14 protein-coding genes are annotated in these 17,494 nt (G+C 65.1%); 3 read left to right on the forward strand and 11 right to left on the reverse strand.

Features of this window, described 5'->3' with window-relative positions; all coding sequences use genetic code 11:
• Window positions 1-20 precede the first annotated feature (20 nt).
• The 11 genes from GEV05_00855 to sdhC all read right to left on the reverse strand — a co-directional run bounded on the left by GEV05_00855 (window position 21) and on the right by sdhC (window position 13,305).
• Window positions 21-1,010, reverse strand: a complete 990-nt coding sequence (locus GEV05_00855) for an acryloyl-CoA reductase (protein MPZ41952.1) — start codon at window positions 1,008-1,010, stop codon at window positions 21-23.
• A 115-nt stretch (window positions 1,011-1,125) separates the two neighbouring features.
• A complete protein-coding gene (gene zapE / locus GEV05_00860) occupies window positions 1,126-2,283 on the reverse strand; it encodes a cell division protein ZapE (GenBank protein MPZ41953.1) in 1,158 nt (385 codons plus the stop codon).
• Window positions 2,284-2,343: 60 nt separating this feature from the next.
• Window positions 2,344-3,774 carry a dihydrolipoyl dehydrogenase gene (lpdA, locus tag GEV05_00865; GenBank protein MPZ41954.1) on the reverse strand — a complete coding sequence of 477 codons (1,431 nt, stop codon included), beginning with the start codon at window positions 3,772-3,774 and terminating at the stop codon, window positions 2,344-2,346.
• Window positions 3,775-3,893: 119 nt separating this feature from the next.
• Window positions 3,894-5,165 (reverse strand): 2-oxoglutarate dehydrogenase complex dihydrolipoyllysine-residue succinyltransferase, encoded by a 1,272-nt coding sequence (odhB, locus tag GEV05_00870; protein MPZ41955.1) that lies wholly within the window; start codon window positions 5,163-5,165, stop codon window positions 3,894-3,896.
• Window positions 5,166-5,444: 279 nt separating this feature from the next.
• The gene (locus GEV05_00875; GenBank protein ID MPZ41956.1) at window positions 5,445-8,297 is read right to left on the reverse strand and encodes a 2-oxoglutarate dehydrogenase E1 component; all 2,853 of its coding nucleotides are present in this window, start codon (window positions 8,295-8,297) and stop codon (window positions 5,445-5,447) included.
• Window positions 8,298-8,473: 176 nt separating this feature from the next.
• Window positions 8,474-9,775 (reverse strand): citrate (Si)-synthase, encoded by a 1,302-nt coding sequence (gene gltA, locus GEV05_00880; GenBank protein ID MPZ41957.1) that lies wholly within the window; start codon window positions 9,773-9,775, stop codon window positions 8,474-8,476.
• 68 nt (window positions 9,776-9,843) lie between these two features.
• Window positions 9,844-10,089 carry a hypothetical protein gene (locus GEV05_00885; protein MPZ41958.1) on the reverse strand — a complete coding sequence of 82 codons (246 nt, stop codon included), beginning with the start codon at window positions 10,087-10,089 and terminating at the stop codon, window positions 9,844-9,846.
• A gap of 23 nt (window positions 10,090-10,112) precedes the next feature.
• A complete protein-coding gene (gene sdhB, locus GEV05_00890; GenBank protein MPZ41959.1) occupies window positions 10,113-10,808 on the reverse strand; it encodes a succinate dehydrogenase iron-sulfur subunit in 696 nt (231 codons plus the stop codon).
• A 1-nt stretch (window position 10,809) separates the two neighbouring features.
• Window positions 10,810-12,573, reverse strand: coding sequence for a succinate dehydrogenase flavoprotein subunit (locus GEV05_00895; GenBank protein ID MPZ41960.1), 1,764 nt, complete (start codon window positions 12,571-12,573; stop codon window positions 10,810-10,812).
• A gap of 1 nt (window position 12,574) precedes the next feature.
• Complete coding sequence (gene sdhD, locus GEV05_00900; protein MPZ41961.1) at window positions 12,575-12,922, reverse strand: succinate dehydrogenase, hydrophobic membrane anchor protein; 348 nt, start codon at window positions 12,920-12,922, stop codon at window positions 12,575-12,577.
• Complete coding sequence (sdhC, locus tag GEV05_00905) at window positions 12,916-13,305, reverse strand: succinate dehydrogenase, cytochrome b556 subunit (GenBank protein ID MPZ41962.1); 390 nt, start codon at window positions 13,303-13,305, stop codon at window positions 12,916-12,918. The genes sdhD and sdhC overlap by 7 nt, the downstream gene beginning before the upstream one ends.
• 472 nt (window positions 13,306-13,777) lie before the next feature.
• On the opposite strand from sdhC, the gene GEV05_00910 reads away from it, so the two are divergent.
• The 3 genes from GEV05_00910 (at window position 13,778) to GEV05_00920 (ending at window position 17,490) form a co-directional block, all read left to right on the forward strand.
• Window positions 13,778-14,761: a malate dehydrogenase gene (locus tag GEV05_00910; GenBank protein MPZ41963.1), complete on the forward strand. Its 984-nt coding sequence runs from the start codon at window positions 13,778-13,780 to the stop codon at window positions 14,759-14,761.
• A 14-nt stretch (window positions 14,762-14,775) separates the two neighbouring features.
• On the forward strand, window positions 14,776-15,930 hold the full coding sequence (prpC, locus tag GEV05_00915; GenBank protein ID MPZ41964.1) for a 2-methylcitrate synthase: 1,155 nt from the start codon (window positions 14,776-14,778) through the stop codon (window positions 15,928-15,930).
• Window positions 15,931-16,047: 117 nt separating this feature from the next.
• Entirely contained in the window at window positions 16,048-17,490 is a 1,443-nt protein-coding gene (locus GEV05_00920) for a bifunctional 2-methylcitrate dehydratase/aconitate hydratase (protein ID MPZ41965.1), read from the forward strand.
• The last annotated feature ends 4 nt before the right edge of the window (window positions 17,491-17,494 follow it).

Consider the following 17,494-nt stretch of genomic DNA (forward strand, 5'->3'; position numbering starts at 1 on the left):
GAAAAACGCTGCCGCTACTATTACTCGAACGCCACCACCGCGCGCCCGCGGATGCGTCCCGCGAGCATCTCGCCACAGTACGCCGGCACATCAGCGAGCGCAATCCGGTGCGCAATGGTCTCCAGATGCTGCGGCCTCAGATCCGTAGCCAACCGCTCCCAAACTTTGCGCCGCAGCGGCATGGGCGTGTAGCCGCTGTCGACCCCGAGCAGGCGCACGCCGCGCAGGATGAATGGAAGCACCGTGGTCTTGAGCTCGATGCCGCCGGCATTGCCGAACGATGCAATCACGCCGTTCTGCTGCATCGTGCGCGTGAGCCAGCCGAGCTGCTCGCCGCCGACCGAGTCGAAGGCACCGGCCCAGAGCGGCTTCTCCAGCGCTCGGGTGCCGAGCTCGACCGTGTTGCGATCTTGCACTTCGGCTGCACCGAGCGATTGCAGATAAGCGGCCTCGGCTGCCTTGCCGGTCAGCGCCGTTACCGCGTAGCCGAGCCTGGAAAGCATGTCGATGCAAAGGCTCGCCACGCCACCGGTCGCGCCGTTCACGAGGATTTTGCCGCGCGCGGGCGTCAGATCGTTCTTCTCGGCCAGCTCGATGGCGAGGCCCGCGGTATAGCCCGCGGTGCCGAGCGCCATCGATTCGTACAGGCTGAGCCCCGCGGGAAGCGGAACGACCCAATCCGCCTTGGCGCGCACGTACTGCGCGAAACCACCGTCGTGGGCGACGCCCAGATCGTAGCTGGTCGCGATCACGGCGTCGCCCGACTTGAAACGGGCATCGCTCGATTCGACCACGGTGCCGGCGGAATCGATGCCCGCAGTACACGGAAAACGCCGGATCACCTTGCCGGCGCCAGTAACGGCAAGCGCATCCTTGTAGTTGACGCTGGAGCAGGCGGTCTTGATCACGACTTCTCCCGCGTCGAGCTCGGATAGCGAGGTCTCGACCACGCGCGCGACCGACTTGCCGCCCTCGTCGAATACGCGCAATGCCTGGAACTTGTCACTCATGGGTATCGCTCCGGTCGTTGCTTACAGGCCGATGATAATCCGGCCGCGGCGGGGCGCTCGGGACCACCCGTCCGCAACCCTGTTGCGTCCCGCCCTCCTTGTCAGGAGGGCAGATTCAACCCAGGTGCGGCAGCGCGAGGTACTCGTGTGTCTGCATCTCGATCAGCCGGCTCACGGTGCGGTCGACGAACGAGGCATTCAGGTTGCGGAGGAACGCGTCGCCCGAGTCGGCGACCGCGAACAGCGCATTCACGGGCGCTGCGGCGGAAAGGACGAGCTTCACCCGCCGGTCGTAGAACTCGTCCACCAGCCAGGTGAAACGGCGCGCGGCATCGAGCTTCGACGGGCGCAGTTGCGGCACGTTCGACAGCAACACGGTATGGAATCGGCGCGCAAGCTCGATGTAGTCCGCCTGCCCGCGCGGCCCTTCGCACAACTCGGCGAACTCGAACCAGGCGACGCCCGCGGCGACGCGGTGCGCCCGGATCGTGCGCTTCTCGATGTCGAGGGCGACGCCGGTTTCCGTCTCACCCGATGCAATGGAATCGAATTCGCGTGCGAGCTTTGCTTCTGCCTGCGGGCCCGACGGGCAGTGGTACACCCCGGCCTGCTCCAGCAACCGCAGCCGGTAATCGATTCCGGAATCGATGTGCATCACGTCCAGGTTCTGTTTGATGAGCGCGATGGCCGGCACGAACTGTTCGCGCTGCAGCCCGTGTTTGTACAAGTCGTCCGGGTGCAGATTGGAGGTCGTCACCAGCACCACACCCTGCTCGAACAGGCCCTCCAGCAGGCGGCGCATCAGCATCGCATCGGTGATGTCGGTTACCTGGAGCTCGTCCAGGCACAGCAGGCGGGCTTCTTGAGCGAGATCGCGCGCGACCTGGATCAGCGGATCTTCCTGTCCTTGCAGATCGCGCATGCGGTGATGCACGTCCTGCATGAAGCGATGGAAGTGTGCCCGCCGCTTGTCCTGCAGCGGCGCGCAATCGAAGAAGGCGTCCATGAGAAAGCTCTTGCCGCGGCCCACGCCGCCCCACAGGTAGAGCCCGCGGACGACACGGCGGCGGGCGAGCAGACGCACCAGCCAGGAGTCCATGCGCCCGAGCCCGAGCAGGTCTTCGTACAGGCGCTCGAAGTGCTCCAGAGCCTGCTCCTGGGCCGCATCCAGGACGATGCCGTGGCGTTGCGCGTACTGGCGCAGCCAGGTCGCGGCGCTACCGCCGTCCGGTCGTGCGGGAATGCCGGCCGGGCCGGGACTGTCTTCGTTCATGGATGGCGATCAGTGCGCACGAGCAAGGATCGCGGAAGCTTCATCGAGACCGTACGCCCTTTAGATGTGCAGCGTGCGCTTGTCGACGGCGAGCGCGGCCTCGTGCATCACCTCGGCGAGCGACGGATGCGCATGGACGATGCGCGCGATGTCCTCCGAGGACGCGCCGAACTCCATGGCGACCACCGCCTCCGAGATGAGCTCCGAGGCGAATGGCCCGACGATGTGCACGCCCAGGATGCGATCGGTTTGCGCATCGGCCAGCATCTTGACGAAACCGGCCGTGTCCCCGAGCGCGCGCGCCCGGCCGTTGGCCATGAACGGGAACTGCCCGGCACGGTAGGCGATGCCGGCCTCGCGCAGGCTCTGCTCGGTGCGCCCCACCCAGGCGATCTCGGGCGAGGTGTAGATCACCCACGGCACGTGATCGAGATTCACGTGCGCCGCATGGCCGGCAATGCGTTCGGCCGCCGCCACGCCCTCCTCCATCGCCTTGTGCGCGAGCATCGGCCCGCGCACGACGTCGCCGACGGCGTAGACGTTCGGCAGATTCGTGCGGCAATCGGCGTCCACCTCGACGAACCCGCGCGCGTCCAGCGCGAGCCCGACCGCCTTGGCACCAAGGCCTTCGGTGTTGGGCGAGCGTCCCACCGCCACGATCAGCTTGTCGAACTCCGCCTGCTGCGTCTTGCCTTCCGCGCCGTATTCGACCAGCACGCCGCCCTTGCCTTTGCGGACCGCGCTCACGTTGACGCCGGTGTGGATGGCAAGCCCGCGATCGCGCGTGAACGCCTTGAGCGCTTCCTTGGCAACCGCTTCGTCCGCCGCCATGAGGAAGCCCGGAAGCGCTTCGAGAACCGTCACCTCCGAACCGAGCCGGCGCCATACGCTGCCCATTTCCAGGCCGATCACGCCGGCGCCGATCACACCCAGGCGTCTCGGAATGTCGGTCAGCGCCAGCGCGCCGGCATTGTCCAGGATGACGTCGTTATCGAAAGCCGCGAACGGCAACGCGCGTGCAACCGAACCGGTCGCAACGATCACGTGCCTGGTTTGCAAGGTTTCGGTCTTGCCACCCTCGGATACCTCGATACCGTAGCCGGCGGCTGCGGCCGACTTGAATGCCCCCGTGCCGTGATAAGCGGTCACCTTGTTCTTGCGAAATAGCCCCGCGATGCCGCCGGTGAACTGGTCGACGATCTTCTGTTTGCGCGCCTGCATGGTCGCCACGTCGATGCGCGCATCCTTCACCGTGATGCCATGGGCTCCAAACTCATGTTGCACGCGCTCGAAGTTCTCCGACGACTCGAGCAGCGCCTTGGACGGGATGCAACCCACGTTCAGGCAAGTGCCGCCGAGCGAGGCTTTGCCGGCGGTGTTCTTGAAGTTGTCGATGCAGGCGGTGCGCAGGCCCAGCTGGGCGGCGCGTATGGCGGCGACATAGCCACCTGGGCCGGCGCCCAGGACGATGACATCGAATTGGGTTGTCATGAGAGAGTGAAAGGTGAAGGGTGAAGGGTGAATCCTGTATCAGCGCTGGCAGGTCACCGGTGGCGTAAAGGGCGAAGTTTCACGCTTCACTTCTTCACCCTTCACTCCATCGCCTCGCCCTACAAGTCCAAGAGAATTCTTGCCGGATCTTCCAGCGCTTCCTTGATCGCGACCAGGCTCAACACCGCCTCGCGCCCGTCGATGATGCGGTGATCGTAGGAGAGCGCGAGGTAGTTCATGGGCCGGATCACGATCTGTCCGCCCTCCACCACCGGGCGCTCCTTGGTCGCATGCACGCCCAGGATCGCGCTCTGCGGCGGGTTGATGATCGGCGTGGAGAGCATCGAGCCGAACACGCCCCCGTTGGAGATCGAGAACGTGCCCCCGCTCAGCTCGTCGATGGAAAGCTTGCCTTCCTGCGCGCGCTTGCCGAAATCGGCGATGACCTTCTCGATCTCGGCGATCGAGAGCTGGTCGGCGTTGCGGACGATCGGCACGACCAGGCCGCGCGGGCTCGCCACCGCGATGCCGATGTCGAAGTAGCCGTGATAGATGATGTCGTTGCCGTCGATCGAGGCGTTCACCAGCGGATAGCGCTTGAGCGCCGCGACCGAAGCCTTGACGAAGAACGACATGAAGCCCAAGCGCACGCCGTGTTCCTTTTCGAAGCGCTCGCGGTAGCGGTTGCGCAGCTCGATCACCGGCTTCATGTTGACTTCGTTGAAGGTGGTGAGGATCGCCGCGGTCGATTGCGACTGCACCAGGCGCTCGGCGATCCGCGCCCGCAGCCGTGACATGGCCACGCGCTGCTCCGGGCGCTCGCCAATGATCGCATTGAGATCGACCGCGCTCGGCTCGGGACGCGCCGCGGGCATGGCAGGCGCCGCGGGCGCGCTCGGTGCCGGTGCACGCTGTGCCGCCTCGCCCGACTGGACGGCGGCGAGCACGTCGGCCTTGGTCACGCGCCCGCCGCGTCCGCTGCCCGCGATCTGCGCGGTATCCACGCCCTGCTCCTGCGCGATCTTCTTCGCCGCCGGCATGACCTGGGCCCCGGCAGCGGGCGTCTGCTTGGCCGGTTCGGGCGCCTTGGCCTCTGCTTTCGCCTCTGCTTTCGCCTGCGCTTTCTCCGGCGCCGCAGGCGCCTCGGCCTTCGCCTCGGTGTCGATGGTCGCGATCACCTCGTTGCTCACCACCGTGCCGCCGTCGCCCTTGACCACTTTCACCAGCACCCCGGATGCGGGCGCGGGCACCTCGAGCACGACCTTGTCGGTTTCGATGTCGATCAGGTTCTGATCGCGCTCGACGAATTCGCCCGCCTTCTTGTGCCAGGCGAGCAGCGTCGCCTCGGGCACCGATTCCGAAAGTTGCGGGACCTTCACTTCAACCAGCATGGAAGCTCCGTATCGTGTTTTTCGCGGAGATCGTATCGACCACCCCGTCCGCGACATCGTCGCGTCCCGCCCCTCCTTGACAGGAGGGGAAATAAGAACCTTCCCCGTGCCCTCGGCAGGAGGGGAGATCAGAACCTTCCCCTCCTCTCATGAGGAGGGGTGGCGCGCAGCGCCGGGGGTGAGGCCGGGAATTCGCGGACCATGGTCCTCGCCGGCCAAACGGCATCGGCCTGCATGCCGATGCGCGCCCTGCAAGGGGTGTGGTCAAGGCGGCCGGCATCACTCCACCACGTCCGCGACAACGTCTTCGGCCAAGGCAGCGTTGATCAATTCCTTCTGCTGCTTGTCGTGCAGGCTCCTGTAGCCCACCGCCGGGCTTGCTGACGATGTACGGCCGGCGTAGCCGAGCTTCTGTCCCGGGCGCATGTGCCGCAGCACGTAGTGCTGGACCCAGCGCCACGCGCCCTGGTTCTTCGGCTCTTCCTGGCACCACACGACCTCGGTCGCATTGGCGTACTTATCGGCCATCGCCTTGAAATGCTCGTGCGGGAACGGGTAGAGCTGGGCGATGCGCACGAGCGCCACGTCCTTGATCGAGCGCTCGCGCCGGCCCGCCCGCAGGTCGAAGAACACCTTGCCGCTGCAGAACACGACGCGCTTCACCTTGTCCGGATCGATGTCCTCGTCCCAGTCGTCGTTCACGGGGTTGAACTTGCTGTGCGCGAACTCCTCCAGCGGCGACACCGATTCCTTGTGCCGCAGCAGGCTCTTGGGCGAGAACAGCACCAGCGGCTTGCGGTACGGCCGTATCGCCTGCCGGCGCAGGAGGTAGAACATCTGCACCGGAGTGGCCGGCACGCACACCTGCATGTTGTAGTCCGCGCACAGCTGCAGGAAGCGCTCGAGCCGCGCCGACGAGTGCTCCGGGCCCGCGCCCTCGTAGCCATGCGGGAGCATGAGCGTGAGCCCGCACAGCCGCCCCCATTTGACCTCGCCCGAGGCGATGAACTGGTCGATGACGACCTGGGCGCCGTTGACGAAATCGCCGTACTGCGCCTCCCAGACGACCAGTTCCTCGGGGCTCGAGGTCGCGTAGCCATACTCGAACGCCACCACTGCCTCTTCCGACAGCACCGAATCGATCACGACGAAATCGGCCTTGCCGGGGTTGATGTGCTGCAGCGGCAGGAAGGTGCCCGAATCCCAGCGCTCGCGGTTCTGGTCGTGCAGCACGGCGTGGCGATGGAAAAAGGTGCCGCGACCGGAATCCTGGCCCGAAATGCGAACCGAATAACCCTCGTGCAGCAGCGACGCGTAGGCGAGGTTCTCGGCCATGCCCCAGTCGAGCGGAAGCTTGCCCTGCGCCATCTGCTTGCGGTCGGCGATGATGCGCTCGACCCGCGGGTGCAGCTTGATGTTGGCCGGCACCTGCGTGAGCTTCTCACCCAGCATCTTCAGCGTATCGAGCGAGACGTAGGTGTCGTCGTGCTCGTTCCACTTGGTGCCCTGATACCTCTTCCAGTTGATCTGCAACGGCGGGCGATAGTTGGACAGGATCGTCTTGTTGGTGTGATGGCCCCCGTCCATGGCGTCGCGGAAGGTCTTGACCATCGCCTCCGGCTCATCGGCCCCCATCACGCCTTCGGCGATCAGCTTGTCGGCGTAGCGCTTGCGCGTGGTGGGGTGCTTCTGGATCGCCTTGTACATGAGCGGCTGGGTCGCCATCGGCTCGTCCTGCTCGTTGTGGCCGAGGCGGCGATAGCACACCAGGTCGACCACCACGTCGCGCTGGAATTCCATGCGGAAGTCGAGCGCGAGCTCGGTGACGAACAGCACCGCCTCGGGATCGTCCGCGTTCACATGGAAGATCGGCGCCTCGATCATCTTCGAGACGTCGCTGCAGTAAAGTGTCGAGCGCGCATCGCGCACGTCGGAGGTGGTGAAGCCGATCTGGTTGTTGATGATGAGGTGGAACGTGCCGCCGGTGCCGAAGCCGCGGGTGCGCGCCAGATTGAGCGTCTCCATCACCACGCCCTGCCCGGCATAAGCGGCGTCGCCGTGAATCGTGACCGCCATCACCTGCTTGCCTTCGCGGTCCTTGCGCCGGTGCTGGCGCGCGCGCACCGAGCCCTCGACCACGGGATTCACGATCTCCAGGTGGGAGGGATTGAAAGCGAGCGAGACGTGCACAGGGCCGCCCGAGGTCATGACGTCGGAGGAAAAACCTTCGTGATACTTGACGTCCCCCGCGAGCACGTCGCCGCTGTGCTTGCCTTCGAACTCGGCGAAAAGATCCTTCGGCATCTTGCCGAGCGTATTGACCAGCACGTTGATACGGCCCCGGTGCGCCATCGCGATCACGATCTCCTGCAACCCGGCCGCGCCGCCTCGCTGCAGGAGGTGGTCGAGTTGCGGGATGAGCGTGTCACCGCCCTCGAGCGAGAAACGGGTCTGACCGACGTAGCGTGCGTGCAGGTAGCGCTCTAGGGTCTCGGCGGCGGTGAGGCGCTCGAGGACGTGGCGCTTCTGCTCGGCATCGTAGCTCGGGCGCGAACGCACGCTTTCCAGCCGCTGCTGGATCCAGCGCTTCTGTGGAATATCGGACATGTACATGTATTCCGCGCCGATGGTCCCGCAATAGCTTTCGCGCAGCACCGAGAGAATCTCGCTCAACGGCGCCTGCGCGAGCCCTACCAGCGTCCCGGCATTGAACACGGTACCCATGTCGGCCTCGGTGAGGGCGTAGAAGGCCGCATCGAGCTCCGGGATACTGGGCTTCTCCTGGCGGTTGAGCGGATCGAGGCGCGCGTGACGGGCGCCGTGGAACCGGTAGGCGTTGATGAGCTGCAGGACGGCGACCTGCTTGGCGACGTGCGCCTCCGACAGCGTGGACAGCGGGGCGGCATGACCGTTGCCGCCGCGAGGCTGTTTGGCCAAACGGACGAACGCCTCCTGGACCGGGGTGTGCGCGATATCGCGCGGGCCTTGCTCGAGCCTTTGCAGCTCTTCGAAATAGTCGCGCCAGCGCGACTCGACCGAGGCGGGATCCTGCAGGAAGGATTCGTACAGCTGCTCGATGAAAGGCGCGTTGGCGCCGAACAGGTACGAGTTGGACAGCATTTCCTTGAACATGGTCACACCTCGCGTAGTGCCGACCCTGCCCCGACCGGCTTTCTCGCCGTTTGGCTACTGCCGTATCGCAAATCAGTGTCACTCCCGTGCAAGCGCGAGCCCAGGAACACATCGTCCTGGATTCTCGCTTGCGCGGGAATGACGGCGTCGAAGCCGACTGGCGGTCCCGCTTCGATCTACTTGCGCTGATCCACCGGCACGAATTCGCGCCGGGTCGCGCCCTCGAACAATTGCCGCGGTCGCCCGATCTTCTGCTCCGGATCGCCGATCATCTCGTTCCACTGCGCGATCCAGCCCACCGTGCGCGCGAGCGCGAAGATCGCGGTGAACATGCCCACCGGAATGCCGAGCGCCTTGTAGACGATGCCCGAGTAGAAATCGACGTTCGGATAGAGCTTGCGCTTGATGAAGTATTCGTCCTCGAGCGCGATCTTCTCCAGCTTCAATGCCAACTTGAAGAGCTTGTCGTCCTTCAGATCCAGCTCTTCGAGCACCTCGTGGCAGGTGCGCTGGATGATCTTGGCGCGCGGGTCGTAGTTCTTGTAGACACGGTGGCCGAAGCCGAACAGCACCGAATAGTCGTCCTTGTCCTTCACCCGCTGGATGTACTTGCCGATGTTGTCCGCGTCGCCGATCTGGCCCAGCATGTTCAGCACCGCCTCATTGGCGCCGCCATGCGCGGGACCCCACAGGCTGGCGATGCCCGCGGCGATACAGGCGAACGGGTTCGCGCCAGTCGAGCCCGCCAGGCGCACGGTGGAGGTGGAGGCGTTCTGTTCGTGATCGGCGTGCAGGATGAGGATCCGGTCCATCGCCCGCGTGAGCACCGGGCTCGGCTCGTAGTCCTCGCACGGGGTACCGAACATCATGCGCAGGAAGTTCTGCACGTAGCCAAGCGAGTTCTTCGGGTACATGAACGGCTGGCCCATGTTGTACTTGTAGGCCATGGCGGTGATGGTCGGCAGCTTCGCGATCAGGCGAAACGCCGAGACCTCGCGGTGGCGCGCGTTATTGATGTCGAGCGAGTCGTGATAGAACGCCGACAGCGCCCCGCAGACGCCGCACAGCACCGCCATCGGATGCGCGTCGCGACGAAACCCCTGATAGAAGCGCGCGAGCTGCTCGTGCACCATGGTGTGGTGCGTGACGATGTTGTCGAATTCCACCTTCTGCTGCTGGTTCGGCAGCTGGCCGTAGAGTATCAGGTAGGCGACTTCGAGGAAGTCGCAATGCTCGGCCAGCTGCTCGATCGGATAGCCGCGGTACAGCAGGATGCCCTGATCGCCGTCGATGTAGGTGATCTGCGAGCGGCAGCTCGCGGTCGACATGAAGCCGGGGTCGTAGGTGAACATTCCGCTCTTGGAATAGAGCGCGCGCACGTCGATCACGTCCGGGCCGATGGTCCCGCCCATCACGGGCAGATCGACCGGTGGCCTGCCGTCGCTGAATGACAGGGTTGCGATTCGTTCCTTGCTCATCGTCTGTCTCCAGAAAAAACCAGTCGTTACGGAACCGCCTTGGCCCGGGCGGCCTTGCTGCTGCTACGTCAGGCTGCGCAACGAACCGCGCGCAAGCGCCGGACCAGGTCAACCAGCGCGGGGTCGGACGGTTCGCTGCGCGCACTGATCCAGTCCCACAGATCGTTGTCGGACGCATCGAGCAGCCGCGCGAACAACGCCAGCTCCTGCGCCGGCAAGCGCTCCAGCTCCTCGCGCACGAAAACGCTCAGCACGAGGTCGAGCTCCAGCAGCCCCCGCCTGCACCGCCAACGCATCCGGTCGAGCTCTGCCATGGTGGATGCTCGCGGCGGCTGCCTCATACCGCCCGCTTGAGCATCAGCTCCTTGATCTTGTTGATCGCGCGGTTCGGATTGAGGTTCTTGGGACATACATCCACGCAATTCATGATCGAACGGCAGCGGAACAGGCGGTACGGATCGTTCAGATCGTCCAGGCGTTCGTTGGTCGCCTGGTCGCGGCTGTCGGAAATGAAGCGGTAGGCCTGCAGCAGCCCGGCCGGCCCGACGTACTTGTCCGGATTCCACCAGAACGAGGGGCAGGCCGTCGTGCAGCACGCGCACAGAATGCATTCGTACAAGCCGTTCAGATCATCGCGCTCTTCCGGCGACTGCAGCCGCTCGCCTTCCGGCGGCGGACTGTCGTTGATCAGGTAAGGCTTGATCGAGTGGTACTGCTTGAAGAACTGCGACATGTCCACGATCAGGTCGCGAATCACCGGCAACCCGGGAAGCGGCCGCAGCACCACGGGCTCCTTCAGCTCGGCGACCTTGGTCGTGCAGGCGAGCCCGTTCTTGCCGTTGATGTTCATCGCGTCGGACCCGCATACGCCTTCGCGGCACGAGCGCCGGAACGAGATCGAATCGTCCATCGTCTTGGCCCGCACCAGCGCATCGAGCAGCATCTGGTCGGTCGGCTCCAGCGCGACGTCGTAGTCCTGCATGCGCGGCTTGTCGTCCTTGTCGGGGTCGTAGCGATAGATCGATAAACGCATGTCAGTAGACTCTGGCCTTGGGTTCGAATGACGCCACGGTGAGCGGCTGGGTCTTCACCGGCCGGTACTCGAGCCGGTCGCCTTCCTTGTACCAGAGCGTGTGCCGCATCCACTCGACGTCGTCGCGCTGGGGGAAATCCGACCGGTCGTGGGCGCCCCTGGATTCCTTGCGCGCTTGCGCGCTCACCAGCGTGGCGCGTGCGACCTCCATCAGGTTGTCGAGCTCCAGCGCCTCGATGCGCGCGGTATTGAACACCTTGCTCTTGTCCTTGATCTCGGTGTGCTGCGCGCGCGCCGACAGCTCCTTGATTTTCGCCACGCCTTCGGTCAGCAAGTCCGGGAAGCGAAACACGCCGCAGTGCAATTGCAGGGTACGGCGCATTTCGGCCGCGACCTGCGCAACGCTCTCGCCATTGCTCTGGCCGTCCAGCCGGGCGAGGCGCGCGCGGGTCTGCTCGCCGGCGTCCCTGGGCAGCTCCTTCAGGCCCGGATCGGCCGCCAGATCGCGGATCACCTGCTCGCCGGCGCTCTTGCCGAACACGAGCAGATCCAGCAGCGAATTCGTGCCCAGTCGGTTGGCCCCGTGCACCGACACGCAGGAGCACTCCCCCGCCGCGTAGAAGCCCGGCACGACCGCTTCCGGATTGCCGTTCTTCGGCGCCACCACCTGCCCATGGTAATTGGTCGGGATGCCGCCCATCTGGTAGTGCGCAGTGGGTACGACCGGGATCGGATCCTTGGCGCAATCGACGTGCGCGAACTTGAGCGCGATATCGCGAATGCCGGGCAGGCGCTTGTTGATCACCTCCGCCCCCAGGTGATCGAGCTTGAGCAGGATGTACTCGCCGTCCTTGCCCGCGCCGCGGCCTTCCTTGATCTCGGTGGCCATCGCCCGCGAGACCACGTCGCGGCTCGCCAGATCCTTGACCGTCGGCGCGTAACGCTCCATGAAGCGCTCGCCGTTCTTGTTGAGCAGATAGCCGCCCTCGCCGCGCACGCCCTCGGTGATCAATATGCCGGCACCGGCCACGCCGGTCGGGTGGAATTGCCAGAACTCCATGTCTTCGAGCGGAAGCCCCGCGCGCGCGGTAATGCCGAGCCCGTCGCCGGTATTGATGAAGGCGTTGGTACTGGCGGAGAAGATACGACCGGCGCCGCCGGTGGCGAACAGCACGGCCTTGGCATGGAAGATGTAGGCCTCGCCCGTCTCCATTTCCATCGCGCTGACACCGACCACGCTACCCTCGGCATCGCGAATGAGATCGAGCGCCATCCATTCGACGAAGAAGTGCGCATGTGCACGCACGTTGCGCTGATAGAGCGCGTGCAGCATCGCGTGCCCGGTCCGGTCGGCCGCGGCACAGGAGCGGGCGACTGGCCCCTCGCCGTAGTTGCGCGTCTGGCCGCCGAACGGACGCTGGTAGATGCGCCCTTCGGGCGTGCGATCGAACGGCATGCCGTAGTGCTCGAGCTCGTAGACGACCTCGTTGGCCTTGCGGCACATGAACTCGATCGCATCCTGGTCGCCCAGGTAGTCCGAGCCCTTCACCGTGTCGAACATGTGCCAGTGCCAGTTGTCCTCGCCGTTGTTGCCGAGCGAGGCGGCCACGCCGCCCTGCGCGGCGACGGTATGGGAACGCGTCGGGAAAACCTTGCTCAGCACCGCGACCTTGAGGTTCGCTTCCGCCAGTTGCAGGGCCGCCCGCATGCCGGAGCCGCCGGCGCCGACGATCACTGCATCGAACTTCCGAACCGCGAACGTCATCTCACAAGCTCCAGAGAATCTGCACCGTCCAGGCGGTGTATGCGAGCAGCGCCACTGCCACCACGACCAGAAGCCCGAGGCGCAGTATCGTCGGTTTCACGTAATCCATCAGGATGTCGCGGACCCCGATCCAGGCGTGCATGTAGACGGCAATCAGGCAAACGAAGGTCGGCACGCGCATCCACGTATGGGTGAAAACCGAGCGCCAGGCGATGAAATCGAGTTGCGGCTGCAGTGCCAACACGATCAGGAGGTAGATCACATAGGCCGCGACCACCCCGGCCGTAACCCGCTGCACGGCCCAGTTGCGCAGGCCGTAATGCGCACCCACCACGATGCGCTTCACCACAGCATCGCTCCCAGGACTGCTGTCAGAACGAGGCTCGCAACCAGCACGAGCTTCGCCGTGGCGCGCCCCGCCTCCAGGTTCACGCCCCAGTCCAGATCCAGCGCGATATGGCGCAGTCCCGCGAACAGGTGGTGCAGGAACGCCCAGATGAGGCCCAGCAGGACCAGTTTAACCAGCGGTGCGGATATCACCGCCTGGAAGCGCGCGAAGCTCGAGCGCGAATGCAGCGAGTTGTCGAGCAGCCACAACAGAAAGGGCAGGAGCAGGAACAGGACGAGACCGCTGATGCGGTGAAGGATGGAAACCAACCCCGGTACCGGCAGGCGGATGCTGAACAGGTCGAGATACTTGGGGCGGATCTTCTGTACGTTTTCCATGGTCAGTTCGTCACCCCCTGCCTCCGGCCCGGTTCGCCAGCGGCGCACAGTTCCGTGCGGCCAATTCGCGCCGCACTGCGGCTCGAGCCTCGACGATGAAGCGGGTTCATGGGCAGGGTCGGCATCGGCACAGGTTCGAGGCCGCATCGCCACGAACACGAGCGCAACCTACGGTTCAATTGCGACCTTCGGAGGTCGACGGAGTGTAACAGTTTCGCACGGCGGGCATAACCCCGGGGCGAGCATTGCGCTCGATATGACAGCCGCCGCGCGTCTGTTTTCGGCCGGACTGCGCTGCGCCGAAACGGGGCGCGCGAGCACCGCGGCGAAGCTTGCGCGCTGCCTCGCTCGGTTGACGCCGCGCGCGCCTGGCCGCTATGATCGAACCGCCTCCGGCGCCCTCTTTCTGCCTCCCGCGCGAGGTCCGCGCCGGCTCTCCAACCCGCAAGTTTCGCATGCACTTCCCTGGAGCCCTTCGATGAAACGCCCGCTACGCGTGGCCGTCACCGGCGCCGCCGGCCAGATCGGCTATAGCCTGCTGTTCCGCATCGCCAGCGGCGAGATGCTCGGCAAGGATCAACCCGTGATCCTGCAGCTGCTCGATATCACCCCGGCCATGGCCGCTCTCAATGGCGTGGTCATGGAACTGGACGATTGCGCTTTCCCGCTGCTGCAATCGATCGTTGCCAGCGACGATCCGACAGTGGCCTTCCGCGATGTCGACGTGGCCTTGCTGGTCGGTGCGCGTCCGCGCAGCAAGGGCATGGAGCGCAAGGATCTGCTGGAAGCGAACGGGGCGATCTTCACCACCCAGAGCCGGGCCTTGTCGGAAGTGGCAAGCCGCGACGTGAAGGTGCTGGTGGTGGGCAACCCCGCCAACACCAACTGCTACATCGCCATGCGCAATGCCAAGGCGCTGAAGCCCTCGAACTTCTCGGCCATGATGCGCCTGGACCACAACCGCGCGCTGACCCAGGTCGCGCAGAAAGTCGGCAAGCCGGTCGCCTCGGTACGCAAGATGACCGTGTGGGGCAATCACTCGGCGACCCAGTACCCGGATTTGTATTCGGCGCAAGTCGACGGCCAGAAGGTCGCCGCGCTCGTCAACGACCAGGCCTGGATCGAAAAGCAGTTCATCCCGACCATCCAGCAGCGTGGTGCGGCCATCATCCAGGCGCGCGGGTTGTCGAGCGCGGCGAGCGCGGCCAACGCCGCCATGGATCACGTCCGCGACTGGATCTCGGGCTCGCGCGACGGCGATTGGGTGAGCATGGGCATTCCCTCCGAGGGCAGCTACGGCATCCCCGAAGGCGTGATCTACGGTTATCCCGTCACCTGCCGCAATGGTGCCTACGAGATCGTCAAGGGCATCGACGTGAGCGATTTCAGCCGCGCCCGCATGCAGGCCACGCTCGCGGAGCTGCAGGAGGAACGCGACTCGATCAAGCACCTGCTGGGATGACAAAGGACCCCGCCATGGCATCGTCCCCTGCACCGACCTTCAAGCCCAAGAAGTCCGTGGCGCTTTCGGGCATCGCGGCCGGCAGCACCGAGCTGTGCACGGTGGGCCGAACCGGCAACGATCTCGCCTATCGCGGCTACGACATCCTCGATATCGCCGAGCGCTGCGAATTCGAGGAAATCGCGCACCTGCTGATCCACGGCAAGCTGCCCACCGCAGCCGAGCTGGCGGGCTACAAGGTCAAGCTCCAGTCGCTGCGGGGGCTGCCGGCCGCGGTCAAGGCCGTGCTCGAATGCATCCCGGCCGCGGCGCACCCGATGGATGTGCTGCGCACCGGCTGCTCGGTGCTCGGCACCACGCTGCCGGAGAAGGACGACCATAACGCGCCGGGCGCACGCGACATCGGCGATCGGCTGATCGCCTCGTTCGGCTCGATGCTGCTGTACTGGCACCACTACAGCCAGAACGGCCGGCGCATCGAGGTCGAGACCGACGACGACTCCATCGGCGGCCACTTCCTGCACCTGCTGCACGGGAAAGCGCCGAGCGAGATGTTCGTGCGCGCCATGCACACCTCGCTCAACCTCTATGCCGAGCACGAGTTCAATGCCTCGACCTTCGCCTGCCGCGTGGTCGCGGGCACCGGCGCGGACATGCACTCGGCCATCACCGGCGGCATCGGCGCGCTGCGCGGCCCCAAGCACGGCGGCGCCAACGAGGTCGCCTTCGAGGTCATGAAGCGCTACGAGACGCCCGCCGAAGCCGAGGCCGACATCGTCAAGCGCGTGGCGGCCAGCGAGACCATCATCGGCTTCGGCCATCCCGTCTACACCATCGCCGATCCGCGCAATCGCATCATCAAGGAAGTTGCGCGCAAGCTCTCCGCCGCTTCCAGCGACATGAAGATGTTCGACATCGCCGATCGCATCGAAGCGGTGATGGCGCGCGAGAAGAAGATGTTCGCGAACCTCGACTGGTTCTCGGCGGTGTCGTATCACAAGATGGGCATTCCGACCGCGATGTTCACCCCGATCTTTGTCGTCTCGCGCACCAGCGGCTGGTCGGCGCACGTCATCGAGCAGCGCATCGACAACAAGATCATCCGTCCCACGGCGGTGTACACCGGTCCCGAGGGCAAGCAATACGTACCGATCGAGAAGCGCGAGTAGCACGGGAATGACACGGTTGTCGTCATCCCCGCGGGACTCCAGGGCGTCGCGAAGTGCACCTGGATTCCCCTCTTCATGGGAATGACGCGGATACAGACGCATCAAAGGGAGCCCGCCATGTCGAGCGCCATCAGCAACATTCGCCCCGAACCGGACAAGGTTCTCACAGACATCGCGGACTACGTCGCGCGCTACCCAGTCACAAGCAAGGAAGCGTACGAGACCGCGCGCTATTGCCTGATGGATACCCTCGGCTGCGGGCTGGAGGCGCTCTCCTACCCGGCCTGCACCAAGCTCATGGGCCCGATCGTGCCCGGCACCGTAGTGCCAAACGGGGCGCGCGTGCCCGGCACGTCGTTTCAGCTCGATCCGGTCATGGCGGCCTTCAACATCGGCTGCATGATCCGCTGGCTCGATTTCAACGACACCTGGCTCGCCGCCGAATGGGGCCATCCGTCGGACAACCTGGGCGGGATTCTCGCCGTCGCCGATTACCTGTCGCGCAATAACATCGCCAACGGGCACGAACCGCTGCCGATGCGCGACGTGCTCGAAAGCATGATCAAGGCGCACGAGATCCAGGGTGTCATCGCGATCGAGAACAGCTTCAACCGCGTCGGCCTCGATCACGTCGTGCTGGTGAAGGTGGCCACCACCGCCGTGGTCGCGCAGATGCTCGGCGCGACGCAGGAGGAGATCCTGAACGCACTCTCCAACGCCTGGATCGACGGCCAGTCGCTTCGCACCTACCGCCATGTGCCCAATACCGGCTCGCGCAAGTCCTGGGCCGCCGGCGATGCAACCAGCCGCGGCGTGCGTCTCGCGCTCATGGCGCTCAAGGGCGAAATGGGCTATCCGTCCGCGCTCACCGCGTCCACCTGGGGTTTTTACGACGTGCTCTTCAAGGGGCAGCCGTTCCAGTTCACGCGCGAGTACGGCTCGTACGTGATGGAGCACGTGCTGTTCAAGATCTCCTACCCGGCGGAGTTCCATGCACAGACCGCGGTGGAAGCCGCGCTCGAGCTGTATCCCGACGTGGCGCCGCGGCTCAACGAGGTGAAGGAGGTCGTGATCACCACCCACGAGTCGGCCATCCGCATCATCGACAAGAAGGGGCCGCTCAACAACCCGGCCGATCGCGATCACTGCATCCAGTACATGACTGCGGTTGCGCTCATCCACGGCAGTCTCACCGCGCGCCATTACGAGGACGAGGTCGCGCGCGATCCGCGCATCGATCGGCTGCGCGAAAAGATGCTCTGCGTGGAGAACAAGCAGTGGACCGCGGACTACCTTGACCCGGCCAAACGCTCGATCGCCAACGGCATCCAGGTGTTCTTCGCCGACGGCAGCCAGACGCGCAAGGTCGACGTAGAGTATCCGCTCGGTCATCGGCGCCGGCGTGCCGAAGGCATCCCGCTGCTGGTGGAGAAGTTCAAGACCAACCTCGGCCGCCGTTTCCCGGCCAAGCAATGCGACGCGATCCTGAGGCTCTGCGAGGACGGGGCACGGCTCGAGGCCACCCCGGTCAACGAGTTCGTCGATCTGTTCGTCATTTGACCGG

The sequence above is a fragment of the Betaproteobacteria bacterium genome (assembly GCA_009377585.1).
Taxonomy (GTDB): domain Bacteria; phylum Pseudomonadota; class Gammaproteobacteria; order Burkholderiales; family WYBJ01; genus WYBJ01.